This window comes from Acinetobacter sp. BIGb0102 (assembly GCF_003815055.1).
In the GTDB taxonomy this organism is placed as follows: domain Bacteria; phylum Pseudomonadota; class Gammaproteobacteria; order Pseudomonadales; family Moraxellaceae; genus Acinetobacter; species Acinetobacter vivianii.
Genome location: NZ_RKQE01000013.1, coordinates 231,825 through 244,845, shown reverse-complemented (window position 1 = coordinate 244,845; position 13,021 = coordinate 231,825). Strand labels below are relative to the sequence as shown.

Below are 13,021 nucleotides of genomic sequence, written 5' to 3'. Positions count from 1 at the left end.
ACAGTTTAAAGATTCTTTATTTGGGGAAGCGAAGACCATGAATCATGCATTCCGTCAATTTTCTATGGCTGCGATTACGCTTGCGGTGATGCAGGTTGCATCAGCACAAGTCAGCATGACCAATATTGTACCCATGAATTTGGCTGAACAAGGTACAGAAATCCGCGTCATGTTTAATGGTTTGCCACCGCAACCACAAGCTTATCAGCTTGAACAGCCTGCTCGCTTGATTCTGGATTTTGATAAAGCACAACAAACCTTAAAACAAACTTCTATTCCAGTTTCAACCAATGAAGCAAGTTCTGTTGAAGTTGCGGCAGACGACCAGCGTTCTCGTGTGATTGTGAATTTGAAAGATGCTGGTGCATTTACGACACGTGTGGAAGGCAATACTTTTGTACTGAAAATTAATTCAGCCAAGCCCGCGGCAATGGCAGCTCCTGTCGCTGCTGTGCGTCAGGCGCAACAAGGTATTTCCAATATTGGTTTCCAGCGTGGCAATCAAGGCGAAGGGCTGGTGGTTATTGATTTATTAGGGAATAACACACCAGTAGATGTGCAACAACAAGGCAGTAAGATTGTTGTGCGTACCATGGGAAATAAAATCCCGACGCATTTGGCTCGTCGTTTAAATACCAATGACTTCGCAACGCCTGTTGCAAGTATCGATGCCTATAACGACAAAGGAAATGGTGTCATTACCATTCAGTCTGCGGGTAGCTATGAATATATGGCTTATCAGGCAGAAAATAAACTGACCATCAGCTTAAAGCGTCCTGAAGATAAATCACCGACCAAGGCCAAGACCCAAACCTATACTGGGAATAAAATTTCTTTAGACTTCCAGGATATTGAAGTACGCCGTGTATTGCAGTTACTTGCAGACTTTACCGGTATCAATATGGTGGCCGCAGATACGGTGCAAGGTAATATCACCCTACGTCTTAAAGATGTGCCGTGGGATCAGGCTTTGGATATTGTCTTGAAAACCAAGAATCTGGACAAGCGTCGTAATGGTAATGTGATCTGGATTGCACCTGTTTCAGAACTGATTAAGGCCGAGGAAGAAGAAGCTAAAGCGCAGGCACAAAGCGTGAAACTGGCGCCTCTGCAAACTGAATATATTACTTTAAGTTACGCAAAAGCAGCGGATATTGAAAAGCTGATTACCCAAGGGAAGAATGCAAACACCAATAATGGTAATTCTTCAAACTCAATCAGCAATGACAATTTAGCGGGTGGTTTGTTAAGTCCTCGCGGAACTATTTCGATTGACCCGCGTACCAATACCTTAATCGTGAATGATACTTCTCAGAAAATTGACCAAATCCGTAAGATGGTTGACCTGCTGGATGTATCGGTTAAACAGGTCATGATTGAAGCGCGTATTGTCAGTGCCAGTACCGATTTCACCAAAGAGATGGGTGTGAAATGGGGAATCTTGTCTCAGGGGATTACCAAAAATAATGACCTGTTAGTGGGTGGTAGTGATCAGACATTGTGGGATTTAAGAAAGCCTGAGAAAGATAGCGATACAGGCGGCTGGAAATATGAAATTGAACGTCCAGATAACCTGAATGTCGACTTGGGTGCAGTTACACCTGGGGCAAGCCGTATTGCTTTTGGTTTAATTAGCCTGTCAGACTTTATGCTGGATTTAGAACTTTCAGCGGTACAAGCCGATGGCTATGGCGAAGTGATTTCGACACCGAAAGTCATGACTGCCGACAAGCAAGCTGCAAAAATTGAATCAGGTAAGAAAATTCCTTATACCTCATCAACCGGTGGTGGTGCGAACGCCGTGCCTAAAACAGAGTTTATTGATGCGACCTTAAGTCTGGATGTGACACCAAGCATTACTCCTGACGGTAAGGTCATGATGAAGCTGAACATTACCAAAGACTCGCAAAGTACGCCGACACCAACAGGACAGCTCACCATTAATAAAAACCAGATTGATACCAATGTATTGGTCGATAATGGTGAAACCGTAGTGCTTGGTGGTATTTTTGAGCAAGAAAATATCAGTTCTCAAGTGAAAGTACCATTCTTGGGTGACTTACCTTATGTCGGCCGCTTATTCCGCCGTGACCTGAAAACAGACAATAAACGTGAGCTACTTATTTTTATTACGCCGAGAATTGTTAATGACACTTTAACCAGAAATCATTAATATATTTTCAATAATCGCAATTCATATAGGTGGCGCGTTGCCAAGCAAAGCGTTTGAAACCCTACCAAATATTTATTTGGTAGGGCCAATGGGGGCAGGAAAAACAACAGTTGGCCGGCATTTAGCAGAATTGCTAGGCCGTGATTTTATTGATAGCGATCATGAAATCGAACGTAAAACAGGTGCCACAATTCCATGGATTTTTGAAAAAGAAGGGGAAGTCGGATTTCGGTTACGCGAAACCAATGTATTGAATGACTTAACCTCTCGTCCATTGTTGGTATTGGCTACAGGCGGTGGCGCAGTCACCCAAGTGAAAAACCGAGAATTTCTGAAACAGCGTGGAATCGTTGTTTATCTTTATACTCCTGTAGAGCTACAACTACAGCGAACCTATCGCGATAAAAATCGCCCTTTATTACAAGTCGAAAATCCAGAGCAAAAACTACGTGACTTATTGGCACTACGCGATCCTTTATATCGCGAGGTTGCACACTATGTCATTGAAACAAATCAAGGTGCCGCACGGGATTTAGCACAACGTATCTTGCACGTCATTTTATCTAAACAAGTTAAGTAATCGCTGGTTGGTTGTCATTATGCAAACGTTACATGTTGAGTTGGGTGATCGTCGTTATCCAATATTTATTGGTAGTCATTTAGATCCAAAAGAATTGCTTGAGCCTTATTTACATGGTCGACAAGTCATGCTGGTGTCTAACTCAACGGTTGCGCCTTTATATTTACAACATTATATGGATGCATTGACCCAGCTTGATAAACAAGTCGCTCAATGCATTTTGCCAGATGGTGAGAAATATAAAGACCTTCAGCATTTGAATCTTATTTTCGATGCTTTGCTTGAAGCAGGTTTTAATCGTGATTGTACCGTACTGGCTTTGGGTGGTGGTGTCATTGGCGATATGGCAGGTTTTGCCTCAGCCTGTTTCCAGCGTGGCGTCTATTTTGTTCAGGTACCGACCACCTTGTTGTCACAGGTTGACTCAAGCGTAGGTGGCAAAACGGGTATTAACCATCCGTTGGGCAAGAATATGCTGGGTGCTTTCCAGCAGCCACAAGTGGTGCTGGCGGATATGGCTCAGCTAGAGACTTTGCCAGATCGCGAACTGTCTGCGGGCCTGTCAGAAGTGATTAAATATGCCTTATTGGGTGATGTTGATTTTCTGGTCTGGTTAGAACAGAACATGGATGCTTTGGTTGCACGTGATGCAAACTTATTGGCAGAAGCGGTGTATCGCTCATGTGCACATAAAGCCCGTATTGTGGCAAACGATGAAAAAGAGCAGGGCGAGCGCGCCTTACTCAATCTTGGGCATACTTTTGGACACGCGATTGAATCTTATCTGGGTTACGGCACATGGTTGCATGGTGAAGCGGTAGCTACGGGTATGGTGATGGCAGCAGATTTGTCTCATCGTTTAGGTTGGATTTCAGCCGAAGATGTACAACGTACAAAAAATATCATTCAACGCGCCAATTTACCGATATCATGTCCAAAAATTCCATTAGATGAATTCTTGGCTTATATGTCGCATGATAAAAAAGTCTTAAATGGGCAGTTACGTCTGGTTTTATTGAAAACATTAGGTCAGGCGGTGATTACCAAAGACTTTGATGTTGAGTTAATGAAACAATCTATTCTTGCAAATCAATCTGTATAATTAATTATTTGGGTAAAGCATGGCTGTGTCACGATCAATTTGGCAAAATATTCAACAATATAGCTGGCTCGTTTTTGCGTTGGCTTGTTTAATTGCTGCATTGATATTCTGGGGCGTTACGGATACTAAAGCACTGGTCAAAGAGCAACAGCCGACTGAAACGGAAACACAGGTTCAGATTCAACCTGAAAAGGTGGCAGCGACTGCACATCTGGGTGCACTCTCAGATGAGGTGAAGCCCTTAGATACCACGACACGTGTTGTTGTCTCTAATGATCATGCACCTGAGTTTCGTGGAACCAAATATGTTAAGGATAATCAACGTCAGTGGACGATGGAAATTTTCCGTAGTTCAGATGAAGCAATTATTAAAAATTTCCTGTTAAATCGAGCTGATCGCAAGAAGTTTGTTTATTTCCGTCTGAGTGGTGAAGATCAGGTTGAGCAATATGTGCTTACTTATGGTGCTTTTTCAAATGCAGAAGAAGCCACCCGTCAATTTGCCCAGCTCAATCTGGCACTTCCTGAGTCGATAAAGCCGAAAGCACAACAGCTGACAACATATGCTGAATTTGTGAATGATTTGGGCTCTGATGAAATGAAATCGGCGACCAATCAGCTTTATGCAGTACAGTTAAGACCTGCTGCACTGCCTAGAGTAGATGAAACCTTGTTAATGAATCGAGCACCAGCAACGAGCAATCGGGCGGCAGATACATCAACAACCGTTAAAACGACTGTGACTCAACGTGATGCACAAGGTAATGTCGTTAACGTTAAACAAAGCCAATCGGCCCCTCCAGCACCGACAAATGCTGAAAAAATAAAAGAAAATTCAGATTCTTCTAAACGAGAAGTAAGCGACCCATTTAATTGATGTTGCACTAAAATTGTGCAGAAGTGATTCTTTTTATAGCAACATGATTTTTTTTGGTGCGTTTTATAACTAGGGGCAAGTTCTTTGCCCCTTATAATTTAAAGTTATTTTAATTTTTTTAATGATTTAGTAAATCCTATTTTACATGGCATGTTTTTTGCATTCTTGTGGTGCTAATTTGTCTGCTCATTGCGCCTTTTGGTACTAAATGATTCATTAGTTTCGTGAAATGGAAAGTTTTTGTGCTTTACAAACTTTTTTGAGGGTGTAATAACTGAAAACACTTTAGATGGCGAAATGCACTGCGTCTTTAAAAAGAAAGGCGTATATTGCAAATCCGCCAGTAAAAATGTTTTCGCGAAGCATTGAACTTTAAATGAGTTGATCGGCAATATCGCAGAAAATGAATTGAATGTTTGTTGCTCGAAAGAGCCATGTTGAAAGAAGGGTACGCTATGCACATGCCATCGCCTAATACTGTAGCTCCCGCTCAAGGTTTATATCAGCCTGACGAGTTTAAGGATAACTGTGGTTTTGGTCTGATTGCCCACATGAAGGGTGAATCAAGCCATCATCTGGTCGAAACTGCGATTCACAGTTTAAGTTGCATGACGCACCGTGGTGGTATTGCCGCGGATGGTAAAACAGGAGATGGGTGCGGATTGTTATTGGCGATGCCGAAACAATTTTTCCGTGACGAAGCTCAGAAACTGGGAACCAACCTGACTGAGATTTTTGCTGCTGGTACGGTATTTTTAAATATTGATCCTGCTTTAGCGCAAAATGCGAAAAACATTTTAAATAAGGAAATCGAAGCTGCGGGCCTGACCGTTGCAGCATGGCGTGTCATTCCAACCAATAACGATGCCTTAGGTGAGATTGCACTTCAATCTTTACCTGCATTTGAACAGATTCTCGTGAACTGCCCAATGGGCTTAACCGAAGTTGAGTTTAACCGTAAGCTCTTCTTGGCTCGTCGTCGTGCAGAACAAAAATTACAAAATGATCCATTATTCTATGTGACTACATTAGCGACTACAGTGATCAGCTATAAAGGTCTCATGATGCCAGCAGCGATTGCTGACTTCTATACTGACTTGGCTGACGAGCGCTTAAAATCACATATCGTGGTGTTCCACCAACGTTTCTCGACCAATACCTTGCCACGTTGGCCATTGGCACAACCGTTCCGTTACCTTGCACATAATGGTGAGATTAATACCATTACAGCGAACCGTAACTGGGCATTGGCACGTACACCAAAATTTGAAAATGCATTACTTCCAGGTCTGACTGAGTTAAATCCGATCGTAAACCGTACAGGTTCGGATTCATCAAGCCTGGATAACATGCTTGAAATTCTTGTTGGTGGTGGCATGGATCTGTTCCGTGCACTCCGTATGCTCGTTCCACCAGCATGGCAAAACGTTGAAACTCTGGATGCTGACTTACGTGCCTTCTATGAATTCAACTCGAAACATATGGAAGCATGGGATGGCCCAGCAGGTCTAGTGATTCAGGATGGTCGTCATGCGATCTGTATGCTTGACCGTAATGGTTTACGTCCAGCACGTTGGGTAATCACAAAAAATGATTACATCACACTTGCTTCTGAAATTGGCGTGTGGGGTTATGAGCCAGAAGATGTCGTATCTAAAGGCCGTGTTGGCCCTGGTCAAATCCTTGTAGTCGATACTTTAACTGGCAAAGTGCTTGATACTAAAGATGTCAGCAATCACCTGAAAAACATGCGTCCATACCGTGAATGGTTGCGTGATCATGCGATTCGCTTACAGGCAAATCCACAGCTTGAAGAGCAACTGGTGGATCAAGGCCTAACAGGGGATAAGTTAAAAGCAGCGCAAAAAATGTTCATGGTAACATTTGAAGAGCGCGATCAACTGTTACGTCCAATCGCAGAAAGCGGTCAGGAAGCTGTCGGTTCAATGGGCGATGATACCCCAATGGCGGTATTGTCTCGTCAAGTACGCCATGTTTCTGACTATTTCCGTCAGCAGTTTGCTCAGGTCACTAACCCGCCAATCGATCCATTACGTGAATCGATCGTAATGTCACTGGAAACCTGTTTAGGCCGTGAACAGAACGTGTTCGAGCAAGGCCCAGAGCATGCCGACCGTATCATCATTTCAAGTCCTGTATTGTCTAATTCAAAAATGCAGCAGCTTCGCGATGTTGAAAAAGAGCGCGAAGGCTATGGCGTGGTTGATATTGATCTGAACTATGCTGAAACTGAAGGTTTACAAGCAGCGATTGCACGTATCTGTGAAGAATCAGCACAGGCGGTACGTGATGGCAAAACGCTGATTGTATTAACAGATAAAAACTTCCGTGAAGGCTTCTTGCCTGCAAACTCTGCATTGGCAACAGGTGCAGTACACCATCATTTGATTAAAACAGGTTTGCGTACTGATGCGAACATTTTAGTTGAAACAGGTTTTGCACGTGATCCACATCAGTTTGCGGTATTACTTGGCTTTGGTGCGACTGCCGTATATCCATATTTGGCTTATGATGTCATCAATGATCTGGTTGCGAAAGGCGAATTATTGGGTGACCCAATCCATTCACAAGCAAACTTCCGTAAAGGGATTGAGAAAGGTTTACTCAAAGTTCTTTCTAAAATGGGTATCTCGACGGTTGCCTCTTACCGTGGCGGTCAGTTATTTGAAGCAGTCGGTTTATCTTCTGAAGTGGTTGATAAATGTTTCCTTGGTGTACCAAGCCGTATTCAAGGTGCGACTTTTGCTGACCTTGAAAATGACCAGAAGAAATTGGCGACGACTGCTTGGCAGAACCGTAAGCCGATTGATCAAGGTGGTTTGCTTAAATTCGTATTTGGTAAAGAGTACCATGCGTTTAACCCAGACGTGATCAATGCCTTGCATAAAGCTGTACGTTCAGGTCAATATGTTGACTTTAAAGAATATGCAGAACTGGTTAATAACCGTCCAGTGGCAACGATTCGTGACTTATTCAAGTTAAAAACCACGGACGGAATTGCGATTGATCAGGTTGAAACGATTGAAGAAATTCTGCCACGTTTTGACTCTGCGGGTATGTCTTTAGGTGCATTATCACCAGAAGCACATGAAGCGATTGCGATTGCCATGAACACGATTGGTGGTCGTTCGAACTCGGGTGAGGGCGGTGAAGATCCTGCTCGTTATGGCACCATTCGTAACTCGAAAATCAAACAGATTGCTTCTGGTCGTTTTGGTGTAACGCCAGCTTACCTAACGTCTGCTGAAGTATTGCAGATCAAAGTAGCACAAGGTGCAAAACCAGGTGAGGGTGGTCAGTTACCAGGCGGTAAAGTGAATGGCTTAATTGCACGTTTACGTTACTCAGTACCTGGTGTTACCTTGATTTCACCACCACCGCATCATGATATTTATTCGATTGAAGATTTATCACAATTGATCTTTGACTTGAAACAGGTCAATCCTCAAGCGATGGTATCAGTCAAACTGGTATCTGAACCGGGTGTTGGAACAATTGCTGCGGGTGTTGCAAAAGCGTATGCTGACTTCATTACCATTTCAGGTTATGACGGTGGTACAGCGGCATCACCACTTTCATCGATTCACCATGCGGGTTCACCGTGGGAATTGGGTCTAAGTGAAGCGCATCAAGCACTCCGTGTAAATGACTTGCGTGGCAAGGTTCGTGTACAAACCGATGGTGGTTTGAAAACGGGTCTGGATGTCATCAAGGCCGCTATTTTAGGTGCGGAAAGCTTCGGTTTCGGTTCTACGCCAATGATCGCATTAGGCTGTAAATACTTGCGTATCTGTCACTTGAACAACTGTGCAACGGGTGTTGCAACACAGCAAGATCATTTACGTCAGGAACACTATATTGGTGAACCTGAAATGCTGATCAACTTCTTCAAGTTTATTGCAGAAGAAACGCGTGAATGGTTGGCTGCATTGGGTGTTGCCTCACTGAAAGACTTGATTGGCCGTGTTGATTTACTCGAAGTATTACCGGGTGAAACAGACAAACATGCACATCTTGATCTCAGTGCATTATTGACCTCACATCCTGCTGCTGATGGTAAGGCGCAATATTGCCAAGTTCAGGGCAATGCACCATTTGATAAAGGTGTCTTGGCTGAGCAAATGGTCACAGAAATGTTGCCAGCAATTGAAGCAGGTACAGGTGGTTCATTCAACTTCACTGTAGGTAACTGTGACCGTTCGATTGGTGCACGTATCTCAGGTGAGATTGCACGTCGTTATGGCAATCTGGGTATGGAAAATAATCCAGTGGTCATGAACCTGATTGGTACTGCGGGTCAGTCACTCGGGGTATGGAATGCGGGTGGTTTGCATATCAAACTTGAAGGTGATGCCAACGACTATGTCGGTAAAGGTATGGCTGGTGGTCGTGTATCGATCTTCCCACCAAAAGGTTCACCGTTCCAGACCCAAAATACCGCAATTATTGGTAACACCTGTTTATATGGTGCGACTGGCGGTAAAGTCTTTGCTGCGGGAACTGCGGGTGAGCGTTTCGCGGTTCGTAACTCAGGCGCATTTGCGGTTATTGAAGGTGCGGGCGACCACTGTTGTGAATATATGACGGGTGGTGTGGTAACAGTATTAGGTAAAGTGGGTCATAACTTCGGTGCAGGTATGACTGGTGGTTTTGCTTATGTACTCGACCTTGATAATGACTTTGTCGACTACTATAACCACGAACTTATTGATCTGAATCGTATCTCTACAGAAGCGATGGAAGACCATAAAGAAAACCTACTCCGTATTTTGGATGAACATATTCAGGAGACGGGTAGTGCATGGGCTTACAAGATCCGTAATGAGTTCGACTTCTATAGTCGTAAGTTCTGGCTGGTGAAACCAAAAGCTGCTAATTTACAGACGCTTTTGAAAACAACCCAAGCTGATCCACAATAATTCCACGACTGCATAGACATAGGCAGGTGCAGAGATGAGGGACATCGATGCGCCTACCCACGGAGAGAGACATGGCAGAGCGCCTTAATAATGACTTTCAATTTCTGGATGTAGCACGCCAAGATCCAGAGAAAAAAGATATTACTGTCCGCAAGGCAGAGTTTGTGGAAATTTATAAACCTTTTACTGCGGAAGTGGCTGCGAATCAGACCCACCGTTGTTTAGGGTGTGGTAACCCGTATTGTGAATGGAAATGTCCGGTACATAACTACATTCCAAACTGGTTAAAACTGATTGCAGAAGGCCAGATTTTCCAAGCGGCTGAACTTTGCCACCAAACCAACACCTTGCCAGAAGTTTGTGGTCGTGTGTGCCCGCAAGACCGTTTGTGTGAAGGTGCTTGTACCTTAAATGATGGTTTTGGTGCAGTCACCATTGGTAATGCTGAAAAATATATCAATGATACTGCTTTCGCTTTGGGCTGGCGTCCAGACATGTCTGGGGTAAAGTGGACCAATAAAAAAGTTGCGATTATTGGTGCAGGCCCAGCGGGCTTAGGTTGTGCTGATATTTTGGCGCGTGGTGGTGTAAAACCAGTCGTATTTGATAAACGCCCTGAAATTGGTGGTTTGCTCACATTCGGTATTCCAGAATTTAAAATGGAAAAAGATGTGATGAAACGTCGTCGCGAAATCTTTACCGGTATGGGCATTGAGTTCCGCTTAAATACCGAGATTGGTGTGGACGTCACCATTGAACAATTGCTCGCTGAATACGATGCCGTGTTCATGGGCATGGGAACCTATACTTATATGAAAGGTGGTTTCCCGGGTGAAGACCTGAATGGTGTTTACGATGCATTAGACTTCCTGATTGCCAATGTCAACCGTTGCCAAGGTTGGGAAAAAGATCCAAGCGAATACATCAGCGTCGATGGCAAGAAAGTCATCGTATTGGGTGGTGGTGATACCGCGATGGACTGTAACCGTACTTCGTTACGTCAAGGTGCGCATGATGTGACGTGTGCTTACCGTCGTGACGAAAGCAACATGCCGGGTTCTGCGCGCGAAGTAAAAAATGCCTATGAAGAGGGTGTGAAATTCCTGTTCAACCGTCAGCCAATCGAGATTGTAGGTGAGAATGGCAAAGTCACTGGCGTTAAGGTTGTAACCACACAAATGGGTGAGCCTGATAGCCGTGGTCGCCGTAGCCCTGAGCCTGTTCCTGGTTCAGAGGAAATCTTGCCAGCAGATGCGGTATTGCTAGCCTTCGGTTTCCGTCCGAGCCCAGCAGACTGGTTTGGTGGTGCAAATGTGAGCCTCGATGGTTCAGGTCGAGTGGTTGCGGCGGAACAACAAGAATTCAAGTTCCAGACCTCGAACCCAAAAATCTTTGCGGGTGGTGACATGGTACGTGGTTCTGATCTGGTTGTGACTGCAATCTGGGAAGGCCGTCAAGCTGCGGAAGGTATTCTGGATTATCTTGGCGTTTAATCAATACAAGATAGAATCTATTGAAATAAAGCCTGCTCAATGCAGGCTTTATTTTTTTCATCTTGTCATTTTGGTAGTTTTGGCAAATCTTCTAAGCTTTTTTGCCCTGTCCTCAATGTTTTTACAGCGCAATACTCGAAGACGGACTATAAAATGAACAAGGTAATCACGATGGCCCTTGCAAATGCGAATGTAGAAAAAAGCTATTTAAATCGCCCCAAAGCGTTGGGGATTACCGTGCGTCGTTTGCAATTTAATCCAGAAAAAATCAAAGCCATTATTTTGCCAATTCACCTGTCATGTCACATCTACTGACCGCACTTTCTTCGACTTTTCCGATTGGTGAACAATATTTTGTGAATAGTGTCCGTAATGTTCGTGACAAAGTAAAAGACCCACAATTACAGGCACAAATCGCGGCCTTTATTGGGCAGGAAGCAATGCATTCCAAAGCGCATACCGAGTTTAATGATGCATGGCGACGGGATGATTATAATTTAGACCGTTTTCAGGCATGGCTGGCGAAACGGGATGATCTGCTTCGAAATATTCATCCTAAGTTACAGTTGGCTTTGACTTGTGCTTTTGAACATTTCACAGCAATGTTAGGCGGCTATATTCTGAAACATCCAGAAATTTTAAGTACGCTGGATGATGATGCGATGAAATTATGGGTATGGCATGCCATTGAAGAAATTGAGCATCGTTCCGTAGCTTTTGATGTCTATCAGGAAGTCTATGGTGATGACCGTATCCGCCGTCTATTGATGCGTAGCGTAACCACAGGCTTTGCCAGCCTCACTTTCTATGCGACTTCACGACTCATCTGGCAGGACAAATGGAAAAGCTTGCCAAAGCTGGGTGGCAATCTGTTTGGCACTTACTTATTGGCGAAAATGTTTATTCAATTGATTCCAGAGTATTTGTCCTACTATCAAGCCGATTTTCATCCTGCAAAACATGATTACACGCAATTGGTCAATTACTGGAAAGCGCGTATGGCGGATGAATATGGCATGGCTAGTTTTCAGGAGGGAACAGCCTCTCAACTGTATAGTTAATCGCCGCATTTGAAATAAAGTTTGCTTAGCATGGCATTACATCAATATAGTTGAGTAATGCCTTTTTTATTTAAACAGTGATAAATCAACTTTAATAAATGTTACACAGCCAGCAAAAAATCACATTACAATGAACTATCGCAAAAATATAAAGAAAAACCTGAGGATAAATTTTTATGAAAGCAATTAAGCAAACAGCACTCGCAACCGTATTGGCAAGCACACTCCTGTTCACAGGTTGTGGTTATAACACTTTGCAAGTGAAAGATGAGGCGGTAAGCGCATCTTGGTCTGAGGTACAGAACCAGTATCAGCGCCGTGCTGACCTTGTACCGAATCTGGTCAATGTCGTAAAAGGTTATGCCAAACATGAAGAACAAGTGCTGACTGAGGTGACTCAGGCGCGTTCGAATGTTGCGGGTTTGAAAGTCGATAAAGAAGTGCTGGAAGATCCTGCATTATTTGAGAAATATCAACAGGCACAAAGTCAATTGACGGGTGCATTGTCGCGTTTGATCGCCGTTTCAGAAAACTATCCTGATCTGAAAGCCAATGAGCAGTTCCGTGATCTTCAAGCTCAACTAGAAGGCACTGAAAACCGTATTGCGGTTGCCCGTAACCGTTATATTACAACCGTTCAGGACTATAACGGCTATGTACGTCAATTCCCTCAAGCCTTGACGGCTAAAGTGATTGGCATGAAAACCAAAGAAAACTTCAAGGCGGAACAGTCTGCTCAACAAGCACCAACAGTTTCATTTAACTAAGTTCTGAAATTGTTTTTAAATGTTGGGG

At 43.7% G+C, this 13,021-nt stretch carries 7 protein-coding genes and 1 pseudogene; all 8 read left to right on the top strand.

Annotated features, from left to right (window positions below; translation table 11 throughout):
- Window positions 1-37: 37 nt before the first annotated feature.
- The 8 genes and pseudogenes from pilQ (at window position 38) to EC846_RS12415 (ending at window position 12,993) form a co-directional block, all read left to right on the top strand.
- Window positions 38-2,173 (top strand): type IV pilus secretin PilQ family protein, encoded by a 2,136-nt coding sequence (gene pilQ / locus EC846_RS12450; RefSeq protein ID WP_171248589.1) that lies wholly within the window; start codon window positions 38-40, stop codon window positions 2,171-2,173.
- A 10-nt stretch (window positions 2,174-2,183) separates the two neighbouring features.
- Window positions 2,184-2,753 (top strand): shikimate kinase AroK, encoded by a 570-nt coding sequence (aroK, locus tag EC846_RS12445; protein WP_104021896.1) that lies wholly within the window; start codon window positions 2,184-2,186, stop codon window positions 2,751-2,753.
- Window positions 2,754-2,772: 19 nt separating this feature from the next.
- Window positions 2,773-3,855 (top strand): 3-dehydroquinate synthase, encoded by a 1,083-nt coding sequence (gene aroB / locus EC846_RS12440; RefSeq protein ID WP_123775340.1) that lies wholly within the window; start codon window positions 2,773-2,775, stop codon window positions 3,853-3,855.
- 19 nt (window positions 3,856-3,874) lie between these two features.
- Window positions 3,875-4,732 carry a hypothetical protein gene (locus tag EC846_RS12435; protein WP_123775339.1) on the top strand — a complete coding sequence of 286 codons (858 nt, stop codon included), beginning with the start codon at window positions 3,875-3,877 and terminating at the stop codon, window positions 4,730-4,732.
- Between the two features lie 461 nt (window positions 4,733-5,193).
- Window positions 5,194-9,672 (top strand): glutamate synthase large subunit, encoded by a 4,479-nt coding sequence (gene gltB, locus EC846_RS12430; protein WP_171410027.1) that lies wholly within the window; start codon window positions 5,194-5,196, stop codon window positions 9,670-9,672.
- A gap of 71 nt (window positions 9,673-9,743) precedes the next feature.
- The gene (locus EC846_RS12425; RefSeq protein ID WP_004776047.1) at window positions 9,744-11,165 is read left to right on the top strand and encodes an FAD-dependent oxidoreductase; all 1,422 of its coding nucleotides are present in this window, start codon (window positions 9,744-9,746) and stop codon (window positions 11,163-11,165) included.
- A 171-nt stretch (window positions 11,166-11,336) separates the two neighbouring features.
- A pseudogene (locus EC846_RS12420) lies at window positions 11,337-12,226 on the top strand (metal-dependent hydrolase).
- Between the two features lie 176 nt (window positions 12,227-12,402).
- Window positions 12,403-12,993, top strand: a complete 591-nt coding sequence (locus EC846_RS12415) for a LemA family protein (protein WP_004776042.1) — start codon at window positions 12,403-12,405, stop codon at window positions 12,991-12,993.
- The last annotated feature ends 28 nt before the right edge of the window (window positions 12,994-13,021 follow it).